This is a genomic window from Emticicia aquatilis (assembly GCF_014644295.1).
GTDB classification, from domain to species: Bacteria; Bacteroidota; Bacteroidia; order Cytophagales; family Spirosomataceae; genus Emticicia; species Emticicia aquatilis.
This window is the reverse complement of record NZ_BMKK01000004.1, coordinates 312,015-330,009: the sequence shown is the minus strand read 5'-3', so window position 1 is coordinate 330,009 and position 17,995 is coordinate 312,015. Positions and strand designations below refer to the sequence as shown.

19 protein-coding genes and 1 riboswitch are annotated in these 17,995 nt (G+C 36.2%); of the genes, 9 read left to right on the top strand and 10 right to left on the bottom strand.

Features of this window, described 5'->3' with window-relative positions; translation table 11 throughout:
- Positions 1 to 159: 159 nt before the first annotated feature.
- Both dacB and IEX65_RS11600 read left to right on the top strand, forming a co-directional pair.
- Positions 160 to 1,602: a D-alanyl-D-alanine carboxypeptidase/D-alanyl-D-alanine endopeptidase gene (gene dacB, locus IEX65_RS11605; protein ID WP_188766229.1), complete on the top strand. Its 1,443-nt coding sequence runs from the start codon at positions 160 to 162 to the stop codon at positions 1,600 to 1,602.
- A gap of 29 nt (positions 1,603 to 1,631) precedes the next feature.
- Positions 1,632 to 2,426, top strand: coding sequence for an alpha/beta fold hydrolase (locus IEX65_RS11600; protein WP_188766228.1), 795 nt, complete (start codon positions 1,632 to 1,634; stop codon positions 2,424 to 2,426).
- Positions 2,427 to 2,464: 38 nt separating this feature from the next.
- Here the strand turns inward: IEX65_RS11600 and IEX65_RS11595 are convergent, their stop codons facing one another.
- On the bottom strand, positions 2,465 to 2,842 hold the full coding sequence (locus IEX65_RS11595) for a group III truncated hemoglobin (RefSeq protein WP_188766227.1): 378 nt from the start codon (positions 2,840 to 2,842) through the stop codon (positions 2,465 to 2,467).
- Between the two features lie 201 nt (positions 2,843 to 3,043).
- Between IEX65_RS11595 and IEX65_RS11590 the strand changes: the two genes are divergently transcribed.
- The 5 genes from IEX65_RS11590 to IEX65_RS11570 all read left to right on the top strand — a co-directional run bounded on the left by IEX65_RS11590 (position 3,044) and on the right by IEX65_RS11570 (position 7,498).
- Entirely contained in the window at positions 3,044 to 3,508 is a 465-nt protein-coding gene (locus tag IEX65_RS11590) for a hypothetical protein (RefSeq protein ID WP_188766226.1), read from the top strand.
- 48 nt (positions 3,509 to 3,556) lie between these two features.
- Positions 3,557 to 3,757, top strand: coding sequence for a helix-turn-helix transcriptional regulator (locus IEX65_RS11585; RefSeq protein ID WP_188766225.1), 201 nt, complete (start codon positions 3,557 to 3,559; stop codon positions 3,755 to 3,757).
- A gap of 149 nt (positions 3,758 to 3,906) precedes the next feature.
- Positions 3,907 to 5,190 carry a GWxTD domain-containing protein gene (locus IEX65_RS11580; RefSeq protein ID WP_188766224.1) on the top strand — a complete coding sequence of 428 codons (1,284 nt, stop codon included), beginning with the start codon at positions 3,907 to 3,909 and terminating at the stop codon, positions 5,188 to 5,190.
- Positions 5,163 to 6,038, top strand: coding sequence for a 23S rRNA (guanosine(2251)-2'-O)-methyltransferase RlmB (gene rlmB / locus IEX65_RS11575; RefSeq protein ID WP_188766223.1), 876 nt, complete (start codon positions 5,163 to 5,165; stop codon positions 6,036 to 6,038). The genes IEX65_RS11580 and rlmB overlap by 28 nt, the downstream gene beginning before the upstream one ends.
- Before the next feature lie 68 nt (positions 6,039 to 6,106).
- Positions 6,107 to 7,498, top strand: a complete 1,392-nt coding sequence (locus IEX65_RS11570) for a prenyltransferase/squalene oxidase repeat-containing protein (protein ID WP_188766222.1) — start codon at positions 6,107 to 6,109, stop codon at positions 7,496 to 7,498.
- Between the two features lie 41 nt (positions 7,499 to 7,539).
- Here the strand turns inward: IEX65_RS11570 and IEX65_RS11565 are convergent, their stop codons facing one another.
- The 3 genes from IEX65_RS11565 to IEX65_RS11555 form a co-directional block, all read right to left on the bottom strand.
- Positions 7,540 to 8,061: a shikimate kinase gene (locus IEX65_RS11565; protein WP_188766221.1), complete on the bottom strand. Its 522-nt coding sequence runs from the start codon at positions 8,059 to 8,061 to the stop codon at positions 7,540 to 7,542.
- A 21-nt stretch (positions 8,062 to 8,082) separates the two neighbouring features.
- Positions 8,083 to 9,192 (bottom strand): BT_3928 family protein, encoded by a 1,110-nt coding sequence (locus IEX65_RS11560; RefSeq protein WP_188766220.1) that lies wholly within the window; start codon positions 9,190 to 9,192, stop codon positions 8,083 to 8,085.
- Positions 9,193 to 9,332: 140 nt separating this feature from the next.
- Positions 9,333 to 9,884: a DUF1599 domain-containing protein gene (locus IEX65_RS11555; protein ID WP_188766219.1), complete on the bottom strand. Its 552-nt coding sequence runs from the start codon at positions 9,882 to 9,884 to the stop codon at positions 9,333 to 9,335.
- Positions 9,885 to 10,051: 167 nt separating this feature from the next.
- Between IEX65_RS11555 and folP the strand changes: the two genes are divergently transcribed.
- A complete protein-coding gene (folP, locus tag IEX65_RS11550; protein WP_188766218.1) occupies positions 10,052 to 10,933 on the top strand; it encodes a dihydropteroate synthase in 882 nt (293 codons plus the stop codon).
- 71 nt (positions 10,934 to 11,004) lie between these two features.
- Positions 11,005 to 12,114: a hypothetical protein gene (locus tag IEX65_RS11545; protein ID WP_188766217.1), complete on the top strand. Its 1,110-nt coding sequence runs from the start codon at positions 11,005 to 11,007 to the stop codon at positions 12,112 to 12,114.
- Between the two features lie 26 nt (positions 12,115 to 12,140).
- Here the strand turns inward: IEX65_RS11545 and IEX65_RS11540 are convergent, their stop codons facing one another.
- The 6 genes from IEX65_RS11540 to IEX65_RS11515 all read right to left on the bottom strand — a co-directional run bounded on the left by IEX65_RS11540 (position 12,141) and on the right by IEX65_RS11515 (position 17,797).
- Positions 12,141 to 12,848: a hypothetical protein gene (locus IEX65_RS11540; RefSeq protein WP_188766216.1), complete on the bottom strand. Its 708-nt coding sequence runs from the start codon at positions 12,846 to 12,848 to the stop codon at positions 12,141 to 12,143.
- A 34-nt stretch (positions 12,849 to 12,882) separates the two neighbouring features.
- The gene (locus IEX65_RS11535; RefSeq protein ID WP_188766215.1) at positions 12,883 to 13,893 is read right to left on the bottom strand and encodes a homoserine O-acetyltransferase family protein; all 1,011 of its coding nucleotides are present in this window, start codon (positions 13,891 to 13,893) and stop codon (positions 12,883 to 12,885) included.
- Between the two features lie 7 nt (positions 13,894 to 13,900).
- Positions 13,901 to 14,341, bottom strand: coding sequence for a YdeI/OmpD-associated family protein (locus IEX65_RS11530; protein ID WP_188766214.1), 441 nt, complete (start codon positions 14,339 to 14,341; stop codon positions 13,901 to 13,903).
- Positions 14,342 to 14,468: 127 nt separating this feature from the next.
- Positions 14,469 to 14,585, bottom strand: a riboswitch (SAM riboswitch).
- 115 nt (positions 14,586 to 14,700) lie between these two features.
- A complete protein-coding gene (locus IEX65_RS11525; protein WP_188766213.1) occupies positions 14,701 to 15,747 on the bottom strand; it encodes a CHC2 zinc finger domain-containing protein in 1,047 nt (348 codons plus the stop codon).
- A gap of 111 nt (positions 15,748 to 15,858) precedes the next feature.
- Complete coding sequence (locus tag IEX65_RS11520; RefSeq protein ID WP_188766212.1) at positions 15,859 to 16,611, bottom strand: SDR family NAD(P)-dependent oxidoreductase; 753 nt, start codon at positions 16,609 to 16,611, stop codon at positions 15,859 to 15,861.
- 256 nt (positions 16,612 to 16,867) lie between these two features.
- Complete coding sequence (locus IEX65_RS11515) at positions 16,868 to 17,797, bottom strand: homoserine kinase (RefSeq protein ID WP_188766211.1); 930 nt, start codon at positions 17,795 to 17,797, stop codon at positions 16,868 to 16,870.
- Positions 17,798 to 17,995: the final 198 nt, after the last annotated feature.

Below are 17,995 nucleotides of genomic sequence, written 5' to 3'. Positions count from 1 at the left end.
TTACGGAAACATTTCTTTTTTTAACTAAGCATTTTAGTTAAAATTGTGGGATATTCATCAACACTTAGATTTTGATTGCAAAGAAAAGATTGATAATCAGAGTTTTAGTAAAACTAAAAAATACTACCGAATTTCCCTAAAACTAAAGACATTTTCTGTATGAAAGTAATTTTATTCATTCTTTTACAGATTTCGAACCCACTCGAACGCCTACAAAAACTGATTGATAGTGTGCAAAATGACACCGAAATTAGGAATGGAGTAGTGGCCGCATCTATTCGTTCAACCCAGACGGGTGAATATAAATTACAATATAATGCTCATAAATCGGTCAATTCTGCTTCTGTATTGAAGTTAGTTTCAACGGCATCTGCTTTATCTGTGCTTGGTTCAAATTATCGCTTTCAGACATTTCTTGAATACGACGGTGTAATTGTTGACAGCGTGTTACAAGGGAATATTTATATAAGAGGAACGGGCGACCCATCGTTAGGTTCGGCCCGAATTGGGGCAAGTGTCGATGAGGTGTCGAATTATTTTGCTCAGAAAATCAAAGGATATGGAATCAAGAAAATTGATGGATACATTCTGGGTGATGGGTCAATTTTTTCGGATAATACCTTAGCCGATTCATGGATTTGGGGAGATATTGGTAATTATTACGGAGCAGGAATTAACGGTTTGAACATCAACGAAAATCTTTATTCGGTGTATTTCAAGCAGAGCAAACGAGTAGGCGATTTTGCTCCAATTACAAAGATTGTTCCCGAAATACCAAACATTAAAAACATCAATAAGGTGACAGTCGCAGAGCGAGGCTCGGGAGATAATGTGCTGCTTTATAGCACACCTTTTAGTTCAACAGTGCTTTCGGAAGGGACAATTCCTGCGGGGGATAATGAGTTTTCGGTAAAAGGTTCGATTCCTGACCCGCCAACTTTTTTTGCGTATCAAGTGCAGAAATGGTTTAATTCGCTTGGTGGAATTATCGAAAAACCAACGCTTTCGTTTCAACAATACAAAACATCCGAAGGATATTACCCAAAGCAGCGAAATCTTATTTTTACTTATGACTCTCCGCCATTATCGAGTTTAGTTAAGGATTGTAATTATCACAGCATTAATTTATATGCCGATGCTTTCTTGAAATCTGTTGGATATAATTTATCTAAAGATGGTAGTTTTGATTCGGCCGTAAAGAGCCAAAAACAGTTGTGGTCACAGAAAGGTGTTGATTTACAGGGTTTTATGATTCGTGATGGAAGTGGGCTTTCACCTTCGGGAGTTCTGACCGCCAATAACCTGACTGATATTTTATATACGATGAAAACTGATGCGGCATTTCCCGAATATTATGCTTCTATTCCAATTGTTGGTATCAGCGGAACAGTACAGAATTTGGCAAAAGGCTCAAAAGCCGCAGGAAATGTGCGAGCTAAAAGTGGCTCAATTAGCAATACAAGAGCATTTTCGGGCTATTTTACTGCCAGTAATGGCGAAATGATGTCGTTTACTTACATTGTTAATCGTTATGCCGATGGTGCCGACCGAAAAGTAAGGCGTTATCTGGAAGAAATGATTAAATTAATGGTGGAAATTTAGTAAATTCTTTGATAAAACACCCATCTATTATGCCTTTTATTCAACTAAAAAATGCCAATTATTACTACGAAGAACATGGTTCGGGAGAAGATACCATTGTGTTTTCGCATGGACTCTTGTGGAGTGGCCACATGTTTCATAAGCAAGTAGAATATTTTAAAGATAGATATAGAGTAATTACATACGACCACCGTGGGCAAGGTAAAACCGAAATTACGGCTGACGGCTATGACATGGACACACTCTATGATGATGCCGCTGAGCTAATCGAAAAGTTGGTAGGTAAGCCCGTGATTTTTGCAGGGCTTTCGATGGGCGGTTTTGTTGGTATGCGTTTAGCAGCTCGTCGTCCTGACCTGATAAAAAAACTAATTTTACTCGAAACAACTGCCGACCCCGAGCCGCAGGAAAATGTTGGAAAATATAAAACCCTCAATGCTATTGTAAAGTATATCGGATTTTTTCCTGTCGTTAGTAGTGTAATGAAAATTATGTTTGGTCAGAAATTCTTAAATGACCCAAATAGATTAGAAGAAAAGAAATATTGGACTCAACAGCTAAAATCGAATAATAGAAAAGGAATTACCAAAGCCGTTGATGGAGTAATTTACAGAAAAGGCATTGCCGACGAAATACAAAAAATCATTTGCCCCACATTAATTATGGTTGGCGACCAAGACGTAGCAACCGTACCCGATAAGGCACGCAAGATTCATTCGTTGATACCCAACTCAAAACTGATTGTATTTGCAGGCGGTGGGCATACATCGTCGGTTGAAGAACCTGAAATTTATAATACTGAAATCGAAAAATTTATAAAATAAAAAATCGGAGATAAGTAATTAGCCTTATCTCCGATTTTTTATTGTTGATTGATGTGATTCATTTTTGCATTCATAATTTGCCCAATTTCGAGGGCTTTGCTTTTTACAAAATCTGCTTTTTCGCCCGCAAAAAGAGAATCGGTTGTAAGAAACCACAGTGCTAACCATTGTTCAAAACGCTCAGTTGTAAGTGGGTGTTTTTCGTTGGCTTGTAGGTGTACCCACATCATTCCACCGTTATAGCTACCTGTTTGAAATAGCCAGTTCTCCCAAAAATTTACAACTCTCGTAATGTGCATCTCCCAATGCTCGGCGGGCATCTCAAAAACTGGGGCAAGATTTGGCTCATTATGCACTCTCTCGTAGAAATTATTTACCAATAATTCTATATCTGCTCTATTCTGAATATCATCCATGTTTGAATTGGTTTGTAGGACAAGTTTCTAACTTATCGAAGTCGGTACAAAAGTAATTCTAAAACATAATTGATAGTATATGATTTTTCTCATAGAAAAAATAATTGTAAAATAATTTTGATATAATGTAAAGTTTATTTTACATTTGTATCGTTAAAGTTTACATGAAAAAGCTATTACCTTAAAACAATTTTCAAAATTATGGAACCAAGATTCTTATTTCCGCATCGTTTCAAACTCATTGGATGGATTATAGCAATCCCATCAATTATTTTAGGTTTATTCGTTATGTTCGATAACCTGAGTTTAGATTTTTTTACGATTAAAGTACCTCTCGACTACATCGCTTACGATGGTTCAATAAATGAAAAAGGTTCGATTCCAAACGGAACAGAGTTAAATTTTACAGACGAAATTGCTACTATTGGAAGCATTGTAGGTTTACTTTTTATTGCTTTCTCGAAAGTGAAGTTCGAAGATGAATATGTATCAAAAATCAGATTAGAGTCTTTGCAATGGGCTATTTATCTTAATTTTGCACTTCTGATTACTGCCACAGTTTTTGTGCATGGATTGGCTTATTACAACGTGACAGTTTACAATATGTTCACACCGCTGATAATTTTTATCGTTCGGTTTTATTATTTGCTTTTGGTGAAAAATTGAGTTGGAGGTGTCACAAAACGGCGAGCAATACGTTCGCACCACAGAATTATGAAAAATAGAATCAGAATAGAAAGAGCCATTTTGGATATAACCCAAGCAGATTTGGCCGAGAGAATAAATGTAAGTCGGCAGACTATCAATGCTATCGAAAGTAATAAATACGTACCGTCAACAGTTTTGGCATTGAAGATAGCCCGTATATTTGGCAAGAGTGTTGAAGAAGTTTTTGAGCTTGAAGAAAACGATTGACGCATTCTGTTCGTTATACATTCAGCAATCCATTTTATTTTTCCTTAGCGAGGTGTTACTAAACCGTTCGCTAAGGAAAATCTTCTGATAAATATATTTTGAATTGCGGCATATTTCCTTAAATTTGAATCTTTAGAAACGAAACATTGATGAAGAAAGCAATTATTTACAGCTTTTTGGTAGTATTGGCTGCTTGTACAACAAATAAGAAAATTCAGAAAGCCCAGAAGGAGATAAACAAAACCGTAGCAGCGAAACCTGCACCTATCCCAGTTGCGAAGCCAGTGGTGGTAGCCATCAAAAGTAGGTATTTATTAAAAGATTCGGCGTCAGTCAGAATCTACATGGAGCTTGATATTGAAAATCTAAAGAAAGACCAAGTTGCACAACAACTCAACGATTATTTTAGATTTAATTGGCTATTGCAACCTGACTATGGCGTGCGTGAAAGAATTGGCTCTGGAAGAATTGAAATTACAGACCAAAATATTTTATTGAAAGAAGATAAAATCTTGTTAGATTTTGAAATTCCACGACCTAAGAATTTAGCTAAAGGGCTTTTATTAACTGAAGTTTTTCAGTTGGAAGACAGCAAAAAATCGAATAATGATTTGGTGATTGACTTTAATGGAAATCGACTTAACGACCGATTTGGAGTTTATGTTGGTGGACAATCAATTCCTGTTTTCAGAAATTATATCAATAAAAATGATTCATTTCAGCTGAAAAGCGTTTTGAGCCATCCTCGTGATTTATTTTTGATTCGTTATAAAAATGATTTCTCGGCAGCCCAGTCGCCAATGGCAACTTCTATTCGTCCGAGTATCGCAAGTTTAACAATAGAGGAGACAGTAAAGGTACAAACCAATACCTTCATTAAGTTAAGCCAAGAAGGGCTTTATCAAGTTGTAGAAGATACCAATTCAACCAGTAATGGATTTGGATTTTTACTCGTTGATGACCGTTATCCTCGTTTGACACGTCCAGAAAATTTGGTAAAACCCTTGATTTACATGACCACCAGTCAGGAATTGAGAGCTATCAACGATAATCCAAATTCTAAGCAGGCTTTAGATAAGTTTTTCTTGGCAATTACGAGTGGTAATCAGATGGTTTCAAAGAAAATCATAAAGAATTATTACCACCGAATTGAGGAGTCGAATCGCCTTTTTACGTCTTACAAAGAAGGGTGGAAGACCGATAAAGGAATGGTTTATACGGTTTTAGGCCCGCCAAATAAAGTACAACGAAGCCGTGACCGTGAAGTATGGGTTTATTCGCAAAATCAGAATTTTTCAGAAATTATATTTACATTTAATAGAAAACCAAACCAATTTATGGAAAACTATTATGAACTGGTTCGTTATCCCGAATATCAGGCATATTGGTTTCCGTTTGTAGAAGCATGGAGAACAGGAAACGTAGTGGATTAGGCCGCAGTTCAGAAAGCGGAACATCGTCAGGAGGCTTTCGCAAGTCCGAAGGCGATAATAAAACTGGATTTAAGAAAAAATATTTTGCAAAACCAACCCCAGCTGGCTTTGAGAAACCCTCAAAACCAGATATTGTTTTTGGTGTACAGTCGGTTTTGGAAACTTTAAAGAGTACCAAAGAAATAGAAAAAATATTACTTCAACGTGATTTTGGTCATGCTGAGGTAGAAAAATTGGCTCGTGAGCGTGAAATTCCTGTACAGAGAGTTCCTCTTGAGAAATTGAATCGTGTAACGATGAAAGTACATCAAGGCGTAATTGCGTTTGTTTCGGCAGTAAATTATGCTAAAACTTCAAACGTAGTTGCTGATACTTTTGAGAAAGGAGAAACGCCTCTCTTATTGATTTTAGACCGTGTGACTGACGTACGTAATTTCGGTGCGATTGCACGTACAGCTGAGTGTGCTGGTGTAAACGCAATCGTTGTGCCTGCTCGTGGTGCTGCTCAAATCAATGCCGATGCCATGAAAACCTCAGTTGGGGCATTAAATCACTTGCCTGTTTGCCGTGAAAATAGTTTATCTCAAATCGTGAGCGAGTTGCAGCAATCAGGTATTCAGGTGGTAGCTTGTACTGAAAAAGCAACAACTGAGCTGTATGACGTAGATTTTTCGGTACCAACAGCAATCTTGATGGGTTCGGAAGAAGATGGTATTTCGGATAATTTACTTGAGCAAGCCGATTATGCCACTAAGATTCCGATGGTTGGTAAAATTGGTTCATTGAATGTATCGGTAGCAACGGCGGTTATTTTGTACGAGGCGGTCAGACAGAGACAAAGTAAGTAATCAATAAAAATAAAAGTAAGCCTTTGCTATTTCTTTACCGAATTTGGCAAAGGCTTTTTCTATTTACGATGAGATGCACAATTTTATGTTTGATTGTATGCTCAATCTTCTCGGCCAATGCTCAGAAGTACAATTCTACATTCTCTGAAAAAGTTAAAAATACTCGTGATAAAGCACTAACGTTTTTGGTGGAAAGTCAGATAGATTCAAGCATTGATAACAAGCAATTTAAAGGTGAATGGTACGGAACTATGGAATTGACCGAACCATATTTTTTTATTGGCAGAAAACAAAAACACAAAGATTCAAACGGTTTTACGGTTTCGGCTATTCATAATTTTTTGGCAGAGGTTTATTTGGCTGATACTACACTACATTTCCTAAAACCAACTTTAGATAAAGCCTTTAAAGATATTCTTACCTATCGAAATGGCCAACGATTCAATTTTTGGAAAGCTCTACCACCCAATAGGAAACTCAAACTTTTCGGTGAACCAAATCCTCAACCGTTGGTTCATCGTCCAACTGAGTATCCACTTCGTTCAAGATTTATCAATAATGCCGCAAACGTACCCGAAGATGCCGATGATACTTCGCTCGGTAATTTAGCTACCATGTATCATAATCAAATTTTTGGTGACACTTTACAACTTATTGCAAGTGAAGAGTACGATAAATTTCTCGACCTACACCGTAGGAATCGTAATTGGTACAATCATTTATTTGTTCGTTATCCAAATTCAGGAGCTTTTCTGACTTGGCATTCGCAGGAATTTCGTTTTTGGTTTTTGAAAATACCATTTACCTTTCTAAGTACATTTTTTATTTTTTTACCAGGAAGTTCAGCTCGTCCAAAAGCCTACAACCCTTGGATTCCTTTTGGGGCAAATGATGTTGATGTGGTTGTTAATTCAAACGTGCTAACATATCTGACAGTTTCTAATCAGCTGGATAAAAGTCACGGAAAAAAAGGAGCTATCGCCTACACCGAGTATCTATTGAAACAACCTCGTTGGTATAATAATGCAGTTTATTATCCGAACCTTTATCATATTCATTATGGGGTGGCTCGTGCCTATGCCGCAGGAGTGGATGAACTTGCTCCAGCTTGTCAAATAATCGTGCAGAATATCATAAGAACCCAAAATAATGATGGTAGTTTTGAGAGTCAGGATTGGCTCAATAATAAGGATTTGGTGCAATCAACGGCCTATGCCTTACATGCTATGTTAGATTTGAAATCGAGAGGAATGAATATAGAAAATGAAAGAATTGAAAGAGCAATTCGGTTTCTCTTACAAAAATTTATTGTTGAAAATGAAGGAGTAAAATGGAATGGAGGTGTTTTCTTTTCGGGAGGAACTGCTCTTAGAAATATTTTGATTTGGAAGTCTGATGCTTACACCACTGCTTTAATTGCCAATTCTTTGACAAAATATCTAAAAATGACAAAAAAATAGGAGTTCGATGCTTCAAACTCCTATTTTTCTACTAAAAGTAATTATTTCTTTCTTGAAAATTCTGCATCAATAATCCAAAGTATACTATCGGGGTCGGTATCTCCTTCAACCGTAATATCAGCTTTTTGATAAATCGGCAGACGCTCATTGTATTTTTCGGTAATGGTATCTAAAAGCGATTTGCTTTCTAAATCAAATAGCGGGCGTTCGTTTTTCTTCGATACTTTCATGCGTTCAACCAACATTGCAGGTTTTACGTCCAAGAAAATACTAATTCCATTCTCTTTGATATACTCAAGGCCATCATGGAAACACGGAGCTCCGCCACCAGTTGCCACAACCATTTTGCTATCCTTCTGAATTTTATGTAGTTGTTGGTTTTCTACTTTTCTGAAATATTCTTCGCCATTTAAGCTAAATATTTCTGCTATTTTCTTGCCTTCAGCAATTTCGATTCTAAGGTCTAAATCAATAAATTCATAGCCAAGACTCTTTGCAATTTGTCGGCCAAGTGTACTTTTACCCGACGAAGGCATTCCTATTAAAAAAATATTCGTGGTCATTCTCAGATTTTTGCTTCTATCTTATTTTAAATTTTCGGCTAAACTTTCTACTTTCGGGATACTATGATTTCCCCATTTTCCTTTAACTACACCATTTTGTAACAAAATCACACAAGGATTTGTTCGTGCCATTGTTTTTAAAACCGTAGCATCGGCCGAGAAATAAGGCGTTGTGATGGCATTTGCGGCACTAAACTTCTGATAATCAGTTTGAATAACCGAAGTCAAAATCATTGGAGTTATTCCTTTCGCTTCAGCATCTTTTATCAAAGATTTCAATTCTGAAACTTCTTCGCTATCAATATTTTTGACGTCTTTGAAAATCACCAGTAGTTTTTTCCCAGCAAAAGTCGAATCAGTATAGTTGTTTCCTTGTTGGTCTGAAACCGAGTAATCAGTAATTTTTGGTCTTAATTTATCTTCGTTCAAAGTTACCATCGAAACATATTTGTAGGTAAGTGTATCCATCAAAAACTCTTTGGCTACAATTTCTTCGTTGGTTTTCTTATTCAAAAACGTAAACTCCATGATTGGTTTTACACCCGTAGGTTTCATTTGGTCAGGAATACTTTTTCCGATGGCGTAAGGTAAGAAATCAATCGGAGGAAGGTAACGAATAGCGTAGATGCCAATTCCGAAAGAAATTGCCGTAACGATTGCCATTACTAAGTTTTGATTTGACTCAGTATATTTATTTCTAAACGCAAAAATCACCAAAATCAAGACCGTCAAGAAAATATCTTTGTTGAATGATGTCCACGGCTTAAGTTTTAAGAAATCACCGAAACATCCGCAGTCGGTTACTTTATTGAAATATGCCGAATAGAAAGTCAGAAAAGTAAAGAAAACAATAATAATCAGCAATAACCACGACGTGATTTTCATGCGGTAGGATAGGAGTGTAGCTACCCCCAAAATCACTTCTAATGCACAGAAAATCAATGATAATGCCAGCGAATTGTGAGCAAAAAACATGAATAAACCTTGCATTGAAGGTAAATCTTGGGCAAAAACCTCGAAATATTCTTCGAGTTTGATACCAGTTCCCACAGGGTCAACGACTTTTACGAATCCCGAAAAAGTAAATATTACACCAACAATGATGCGGGCAATTTGTGAAAATAGTTTCATATAAATTCAATGAGTGAATGATAGAATTAGTGAATGAGTGAATGAACGATTTTTTTCAAAGTTAAACCTCAATTTTAATACAATTAGTTAATGTCTTGTTAAACCAGTAACTAATAACCAGTTTTCTAATAATTAAAAAATTACTGCTGCCCTTGAGCTTGACCGAGTTTTATCATACAGAAAACTGCATAATTAATGATGTCCTGATAGCCCGCCTTGATGCCTTCCGAAACCAAAGTTTTACCTTGATTATCTTCTATTTGCTTGATTCTGAATAATTTCATCAAAATAATATCGGTCATCGAACTCACACGCATATCACGCCACGCTTCGCCATAATCGTGATTTTTATTGAAAAGTAACTCCATAACTTCAGCTACTTGCTTATTGTACATGGCTTGCAATTGCTCAAATGGAATTTCGAGGTCTGTACTATTCACCAAATCTGCTTGGATGAGAGCCATTACACAATAATTGATGATACCAATAAATTCGGGTACTTCGCCTTCATTAACACGGCTAAAACCATTGTCTTGAATCGTACGGATGCGTTGGGCTTTGATAAAAATTTGGTCGGTGATACTCGGTAAGCGTAAGATACGCCAAGAAGTGCCATAATCTTTGTTTTTCTTCTCGAAGAGGTCTTGACAAATTTTTATGACATGGCGGTATTCAATTTCTGTTTGGTTCATTGTTTATGTAATTGCCTGCTGGCTTTGGGTTCTGTATTCAATTTAGAAAAAATTAATCAAGTTCAATAGATTGAATTATCTTTGACGCTAAAATTAATGAAATTGGAGAAAAAAGGCAGAACCGCCTTTATACTTGCAAAACTATAAAACTTCGGCTCTATAAGCAAATGACATTTATAAGTATCAATCACAAACACGACCCAAACGAGCCAGTAATTGGCCAAAAACTCATAGATTTATCGAAACCTTCTGTTATGGGGATTCTAAATATCACGCCCGATTCGTTTTTTTCGGGGAGTAGATTTACGCCCAATAGTAATCAAATTATATACCAAGTTTCAAAAATGATTAATGATGGAGCAACATTTATTGACATTGGCGGTTACTCGACTCGTCCTGATGCCGATGATGTGAGTGTTTCGAAGGAAATTGACCGAGTAACGCCAGTCATTGAAGTAATTGCTCAGAATTTTGGTGATAAAGTGGCCATTTCGATAGATACTTTCAGGAGTAAGGTAGCTCGTGAAGCTGTGAATGTTGGGGCAACAATCATCAACGATATTGCAGGAGGAAATCTGGACGAAGAAATGTTTCAGACCGTAGCCGAATTGCAAGTGCCGTATATTTTGATGCACAGCCGTGGAAATCCTCAGACGATGAATAAACTCAATGATTATCAGAATCTTACGCTCGATGTAATCACCGAATTGCAAGAAAAAGTGGCTAAACTGAGAGCTTTAGCAGTAAAAGATATTATCATTGACCCAGGTTTTGGATTTGCCAAAAATGCCAAACAAGGTTTTGAAATGATGAGAAATTTGGAAGCCTTTAAGGTTATGGATTTACCGCTTTTAGTAGGAGTTTCAAGAAAATCAATGATTTGGCGAACGCTCAACATCACCGCCGACGAAGCACTCAATGGAACAACGGTACTTAATATGTACGCTCTCATGCAAGGAGCAAAAATCTTGCGTGTGCATGATGTGAAGGAAGCTTCGCAGACTATTAGGCTGTTTGAGGAGTTGGGTAAGGTTAGAATGATGTATTAAATCTGATTTTACTCGAAAATGATTTTTATATATTATAATTTAAAAAGCAAAATAAATCCATTCATTAAATTATGAAACTTTTTGATACATTTAATCGAACAAACTTAGAATTCAAAAAACATCAACAATCAACTTATGATTTCTATAATCAGACTGCTCGAAAAGAGTTTGCTGAAATTAGAGAAAGACTAGAAGAATGGTTCCAAAAATATCCATTTAATAACCAAAAGAAACTTAAAAATGATTTAATAAAAAATGGATTTAATGCTGCTTTTTATGAACTTTTTTTATACAATTATTTCTATAAATTAGGATTTAATATTGAAATTGAGCCAGAGGTTCCAAATTCTTCACATCGACCAGACTTCCTAATATTTAATGATTTAGGTAGTTTTTATCTTGAAGCTACTACTGTTAACGGAGCTTCAGAAATTGAAACTAAAAGAGAAAAAATTAGAAGTGTTGTCTATGATAAAATTAATGAATTTCACTCACCTAATTTTTATTTGGATATACAGTGCTTTCAAATTATTTCGGGTAAAGCACCATCTTCAAAACGTATTGTAAATTTTATTAAAGATAAGCTTTCCGCTATTAATAATATTGTTGAGAATAGTAATCATAACTTTATTAGTTGGTCTTATTCTGATGAAGATATTTTAATGGAGATTGGAGTTATTCCAAAGCCCACTAAACACAAAGGACAGACAGAGTCTACAACAATCGGCATATATGGTGGTGATGGCACTGCAAAAATTGATAGGAGTACAGAATGTATTAATAAATCTTTAGCAAATAAATCTAACAGATATGGCAAACTTGATAGACCTTATGTAATTGCTATAAATTTACTTGAAAAACAAAGCGATTTTGATACTAATTTGGCTTTATATGGAACAGAAAGCTTCATTTATTCTAAGAATTCAAGAGAACTGATTAAGACTATAAGAAATAAAGATGGATTTTTCTATGGGAAACAAGGGTTTCAACGGAAAGGTGTTAGTGCAGTATTAGCTGGAGCTGTTTTCCCTTCTAACTCTGATGATTTTCAGTTAACAATATATCATAATATTGAACCATATTATAATTTTGAAAGAGGTTTGATTAAAGAAAAACATGTTTATTTGGAGAAAGATGAACAATTATCATATTATAAATTTAAAGAAGAGTTAATAAAATAAGGTATATTGTTAATTACTTTCCTTTATTATCTCTGAGGAAGTTTTTGAATGGATAATTGACCAGATAAACGTTTTTCTTCATATAAATTAATCACGTTTTTGAATTCTGCATTGGCTTGCCATTGAAGAATTGTGCCGTACCCTGCAATTCCCCAACCGATATACTGATATAATTCTCCTGCATTTAGTAAAGTAAATATGCCTAAAGTTGCTCCAACCCATTGAATAATTCGCCCTTTTTTTCTCTCTTTCAAGGCTTCTGAAAAATAACGATGGGTCTGATAATCATTCTGTTTTAAAATTCTATTAATCTTTCGAGCATTAACTCTTTTATTATCAGCGTAAAAAAATAAAAAAATAAAATGTTTGTATTTTAATTGTTCAAGTTTTTGATTCAGAACGACTTTCTCATTTATCTCTTTTTTTTCTGAATTTACATTTATGGGTTCAGATTTAGTTAAAACGGGTTGCTCAATAATTTTTTGTTTGTTAAATGCTTCATCTATAATATATTCTTTGCCATTTCTCCAGATAATTTTGTAAATGTCTTTGAGTAAAACTTCTTTTGAAGACTTATTTACATCATCAAATGAGTAAAATTGGACTTTTTGTGCATCAATACTGAGAATTTTTGTAACAAGTGTATCGTTGCTTTTTTTCAGGATTTTATCTTGGGCAAACAAATTGCCCCAAATAAAGACCACACAAAACATAAGTTTGATTCTGAGTAACATTTTAAAATTGTGTCGATTTATTAATTTTATAAACTCAAACATTCCACCCCTTAATCGTCTCAGTCATTGCTTCAAATTCGATTAGAAATCCATCATGGCCATACATTGAATCAATAAGAGCATATTTTGCGTTTGGAATATGCTTAGAAATAAATTCTTGTTCTTCGGGTGGAAACAATACATCAGAGGTAATTCCAATTACCAAAGTTTTTGCTTTGATGAGTTTGAGAGCCTCCTCAACTTTCCCACGTCCACGACCAACATCGTGAGAATCAAACATCTTTGAGAGTGTCCAATAAGAAAAGGCATTGAAACGTTTGCCGAGTTTCTCTCCTTGGTAATTTTGGTAAGTATTTGCCCTAAAAAAATCAACTTGACCTTCGTCACGAGATTGTGTGCGACCGTAAGTAGCATAATTTCGGTAAGATAAAAGAGCGATTGAACGAGCCACTTTCATGCCATTCATACCCGCTTTTGGGTGGCGTTCGGTCCAAGTTGGGTCGGCTGCAATGGCCATTCGTTGCGATTCATTAAAGGCAATTCCCCACGGAGAATGAATGGCGTTTGTTGAGAAAAGAATTAAGTTTTCAATCAAATCGGGCTGTAATATTGCCCATTCGAGTGCTTGTTGGCCACCCAACGAGCCACCGAGTAAAGTATTTATTTTTTCGATACCTAAATGAATACGTAATAAATCAATCGCACGAACAACATCACGGATACTCAAAAAAGGAAAATCATGAAAATAAGGCTCGCCCGAAATCGGGTTTTTGCTTAGTGCATTTGTAGAGCCATAATGTGAACCCAGAATATTTGCACAAACAATAAAATGTTCATTTGGATTGTAGAGACGTTTTTCACCAATCAGTCCATTCCACCAATCGGACGGATTGGCGTTGCCCGTAAAAGCATGACACACCCACACAACATTATCTTTTTCAGCATTGAGTGTTCCGTAGGTAGTGTAGGCCAAATCAAATTCGGGCAGCCAAGCCCCCGATTCAAGTTTAAAAGGTTCGTCGTGATGAAATGTCTTATTCTCCATTTATTTTCTAAAAACTGTTATTTCCTTTTCTCAATCTTTCAAAAATCTTTACTACTCTGCTGATTCTCGTTTCGGTGTGTTTGCCGCTGTTCACCCACATTTTTTGATATTTTTGATTAGCGGGCGAAAGTTTATTAAATAATTCTGCCATTTCTTCATCAAAATCAAGAGCTTCTTGCAATTCTACGGGCATTTCAATAGATACTTCTTCAAAATCTTCCTCAATACTTAGACTAATTTCTTGGTGAAGTTTTATTCCAAGTTGCTTTTGCAACTTTAAGGGAATCGTAATAATATGATGTCCATTTCCCGTTGGAAATAAATTGCTTTTAAAAGGTTGATTGTTGATAAATCCTTTTATTTTGATATGTCCACGTCTGCCAAAAACTTCAAAAGTATTTTCTGGAAAATCAACATAATGCCACGAACCCGCCGGATTGGGAGGCATTTTCTTGATAATTTCTTTAAAATGAATGACTTTGTTGGACATAAAAATAAACATAAAGCATAAAATACGACGTATTTCAGGCAGTTTTGAATGATGTACTTTAAAAAACCAACGATTGTCTTTGATTGGTTTATAAGCCCGAATGGTTTCGCCATTTCGGTAGGTATTGGCACCTTATCGCTTGAAGCGGGACAGGTTGCCCGAGGTTCGTAGAGCCTATTCTCTCCCCTCGTCTGTATAAATCAATCAATCAGCTACTGGAGTAGGATAATTGAATTGATGTTGCAAAGATGCGGTAGGATTTGTTAAAAAACAAATGGTGTAGAACAATTTTCAAAATTGTTCGGCGAAAAAAACTATTACATTGTTCTACCGAAATATTCATTTATATCCTTAAAACCTTTATTCCAGTCTCTTTTTTCAGCCAAAATACCTGCCATAAGAAAATCTTCGATGAGGGCATTTGCTCCGTTGATACCTGCGGTATCGTTATCGAAACTTATCAAAATCTTATATTTTTTGAAATATTTCATCCATTCTTTCTTGAATATCTTGGCACTTCCCAAACTCACGGCCATCATGCCGTGCTTTACTAAAGTCATGCAGTCGAACGCTCCTTCGGTGAGATATACCTCTGAATTTGGACGAAGCTTTTTGATAGAATCAAGATTGTAAATACTGCGAGGAACGCCCGATAGAAATTGATATTTACTCGCACCGTCGGGAGGATTTCCGATAGTTCGTCCTTGTAAATAAACGATTCTACCATCCTGATAATAAGGAATGATGATAGGATGTACGAAAAATACTAAATTGCCTTTATCGTTGACAATGCCGCAGGCTTTTAAATCTTCTAATGAATAGTTTGATTTCAGAAAATCATTGGCAACTATGTAGTTTTTTATTACAAAAAGTTTGAAGTGCCTAATCGTCCAATCATCAATTCCTCGGCCACGTAAATATTCAGCCGCTTTTCGAGCTGACTCGGTAGCAGGTTGAGTTAGGCAAAATTGCTGAAAACGCTCGTAGATTTCGCTGTAAATTGGCTTGAATTTAAACTGTTTTTCGGGAAGAGGTTTGTTGGTGTAAACGCTTTTGATGTCGAGCTTACGTATAGTTTTATGGCGAACACCATCATAAGCAGGAATATAACGAGTGGCGAGTTCTTCGAGAGCGGTTTTGAAGTCAATCTGACAGGCATCGGCATAGAGATTAATCACATCACCGTGTTTGCCACAGCCAAAACAATGAAATTCGTTTTGTGGCGGAGGATAAAAAACTAATGAAGGAGAATCTTCAACGTGAAAAGGACAGTTCATGCGTCGGCTCTGAACGATTTCAAAGCCCAAGTCACGAGCAACTTGCCGAATATCAATTTCTTTTACACGTTGAAGTAGATTGTCCATTGAATGAATTTACGAATGACGAACAACGAATGTCACTTTTCTTATCGAGTGGATTAATATTCGTAAATCGTCATCGCACGGGCGACCCCGTCGCAAATCGTAATTTTTTAATTATTTTCTATGAATCATAGTCGGAGCAGCTTGAGCTTTTGCATAGAGCACAATATCTGCAATCGTCACACGGTCAGGAGTATTGATAGCGTACAAAATTGCATCAGCTACATCTTCGGGTTGAATTGGGTCGAAGCCTTCATAAACTTTTTTTGCACGTTCGCTATCGCCCTTAAAACGTACCAACGAAAAATCGGTTTCTACTGCACCAGGGGCAATATTTGTTATTTTTATGCCATATTTTGTCAAATCATGACGCATTCCTTCACTAATTGCCTCCACCGCTGATTTTGAAGCACAATAAACAGCTCCATTAGGGTACGTATATTTCCCTGCAACCGAACTTAAATTGATGATATGTCCTTTTTCACGTGCTACCATTATTGGCATTACAGCTTTCGATACATAGAGTAAGCCTTTCACGTTTCCGTCTATCATAGCATCCCAGTCTGCAATGTTCCCATCTTGAATCGGCTCAAGTCCGTGGGCATTTCCTGCATTATTGACTAAAATATCAATGTTTTTCCATTCTTCGGGTAAAGATTCAATGGCTTTCGCTACGTCAGTTTGATTACGCACATCAAAAGCGAGTATTGTGACCCGTACTTTTTCTGAAAAATATTCTTTTAATTCATCTAAAACTTCACGACGACGACCGCATAGAATCAAGTCAATTCCTGCGTTGGCAAAAGACTCGGCTGTTGCTTTTCCAATTCCTGATGTTGCACCTGTAATAAGGGCTATTCTTTTCATTTTCTATTGGTTATTTGTTACTGGAAAATTGGTGTACTGTTTACTTGTTTAATGGTTATTGGTGAACTTGGAAATTGGTGTACTGGTTTCTGGTGAACTTATAAATCGGTTACAGGGAATAGGTTATTTAAAGATGAAATGGCTAAAATGAAAGATATTATCTGGAATCTAAATGCCTGATAATCAGTAAATAGTTTATTAATAATTAATACACAAGTTTCCCAGTAACCAATATACCAATTAACCAATATACTAATCAACCAATAATCTTTGGCCCATGTTGATTGATTCCCGAAACATAAGTATCTCCATGAATACCCACTTTTTCAAAACTATTTTTCATGGCAATTGCCACTTTTTCGGCAGTTTCTTTGCCTTGGCTAAATGCAAAAATCGAAGGGCCAGCTCCCGAAATACTACATCCTAAAGCACCTGCTTCTAAAGCTGCATTTTTCACTTCCCAAAACTCAGGAATTAAAATTGCTCGCACTGGTTCGATAATAAAGTCAACCATCGAACTCGCAATTAGTTTATAATCGGCTTGCATTAAACCAGCTATCATACCAGCCACATTTCCCATTTGGGCAATGGTGTTTTTCATTGAAACTTCGTTACGCAAAATATGGCGAGCATCTTTTGTATTTACCTCAATATCAGGGTGAACGATGGTTACGTATAGCTCATCAGGTGTAGGCACTTTGAATACATCAAGTGGCTGATAACTACGCACAACTACAAAACCTCCAAGTAGAGCAGGGGCTACGTTATCGGCGTGGGCTGAGCCACAAGCAATGCGTTCTCCTTCCATCGAAAACGGTAATAATTCTTTTGCCGAAAGCGGTTTTCCTAACAATTCGTTCACCGCAAAAACTCCCGCCACCGAACTCGCCGAACTACTTCCCAGTCCACTGCCGAGTGGCATTTTTTTGTGTAATTCAATCTCTAAACCTTGTGTATTGCCCGTTTGTTCGAGGTATTTTAAAATCGGAACCGTTACGGCGTTTTTAGAAACATCGTAGGTGAGTTTTCCTTCTTCGCCAGTAATATTTGTGATAATGATTTGATTATCAGAACGTTTACGAACAATTACTTCATCGCCTGGGGCATCAACTGCAAAGCCGAAAATATCAAATCCACAGGCAACATTAGCAACGGTAGCAGGGGCAAAAATCTTGATTGAGTCCATCAATAAAAATAGGTGTGTTTTCTTTGGTTATGTTCGCCAAATTTAGCCCTTTTTAAGAAATTTTCGACTGACAAACTTATAAATATTATTTCGTTGTTAATTTTTAATCAGAAAATTGAAAAAAAAGTTGTTTTTTAGTTACTTTTTATTACTTTTCGCATCGTAATGAATAAAAAAAGTATTTTTTCCTAAACCCCA

Excerpts from the sequence above, each read along its gene's own strand:
- IEX65_RS11590 (WP_188766226.1), top strand. The coding sequence starts at position 3,044 with ATGGAACCAAGATTCTTATTTCCGCATCGTTTCAAACTCATTGGATGG.
- IEX65_RS11595 (WP_188766227.1), bottom strand. The coding sequence starts at position 2,842 with ATGGATGATATTCAGAATAGAGCAGATATAGAATTATTGGTAAATAAT.
- folP (WP_188766218.1), top strand. The coding sequence starts at position 10,052 with ATGACATTTATAAGTATCAATCACAAACACGACCCAAACGAGCCAGTA.
- IEX65_RS11585 (WP_188766225.1), top strand. The coding sequence starts at position 3,557 with ATGAAAAATAGAATCAGAATAGAAAGAGCCATTTTGGATATAACCCAA.
- IEX65_RS11600 (WP_188766228.1), top strand. The coding sequence starts at position 1,632 with ATGCCTTTTATTCAACTAAAAAATGCCAATTATTACTACGAAGAACAT.
- IEX65_RS11520 (WP_188766212.1), bottom strand. The coding sequence starts at position 16,611 with ATGAAAAGAATAGCCCTTATTACAGGTGCAACATCAGGAATTGGAAAA.
- IEX65_RS11515 (WP_188766211.1), bottom strand. The coding sequence starts at position 17,797 with ATGGACTCAATCAAGATTTTTGCCCCTGCTACCGTTGCTAATGTTGCC.
- IEX65_RS11540 (WP_188766216.1), bottom strand. The coding sequence starts at position 12,848 with ATGTTACTCAGAATCAAACTTATGTTTTGTGTGGTCTTTATTTGGGGC.
- IEX65_RS11535 (WP_188766215.1), bottom strand. The coding sequence starts at position 13,893 with ATGGAGAATAAGACATTTCATCACGACGAACCTTTTAAACTTGAATCG.
- dacB (WP_188766229.1), top strand. The coding sequence starts at position 160 with ATGAAAGTAATTTTATTCATTCTTTTACAGATTTCGAACCCACTCGAA.
- IEX65_RS11560 (WP_188766220.1), bottom strand. The coding sequence starts at position 9,192 with ATGAAACTATTTTCACAAATTGCCCGCATCATTGTTGGTGTAATATTT.
- IEX65_RS11565 (WP_188766221.1), bottom strand. The coding sequence starts at position 8,061 with ATGACCACGAATATTTTTTTAATAGGAATGCCTTCGTCGGGTAAAAGT.
- IEX65_RS11530 (WP_188766214.1), bottom strand. The coding sequence starts at position 14,341 with ATGCCTCCCAATCCGGCGGGTTCGTGGCATTATGTTGATTTTCCAGAA.
- IEX65_RS11525 (WP_188766213.1), bottom strand. The coding sequence starts at position 15,747 with ATGGACAATCTACTTCAACGTGTAAAAGAAATTGATATTCGGCAAGTT.
- IEX65_RS11545 (WP_188766217.1), top strand. The coding sequence starts at position 11,005 with ATGAAACTTTTTGATACATTTAATCGAACAAACTTAGAATTCAAAAAA.
- IEX65_RS11580 (WP_188766224.1), top strand. The coding sequence starts at position 3,907 with ATGAAGAAAGCAATTATTTACAGCTTTTTGGTAGTATTGGCTGCTTGT.
- IEX65_RS11570 (WP_188766222.1), top strand. The coding sequence starts at position 6,107 with ATGAGATGCACAATTTTATGTTTGATTGTATGCTCAATCTTCTCGGCC.
- IEX65_RS11555 (WP_188766219.1), bottom strand. The coding sequence starts at position 9,884 with ATGAACCAAACAGAAATTGAATACCGCCATGTCATAAAAATTTGTCAA.
- rlmB (WP_188766223.1), top strand. The coding sequence starts at position 5,163 with ATGGAGAACAGGAAACGTAGTGGATTAGGCCGCAGTTCAGAAAGCGGA.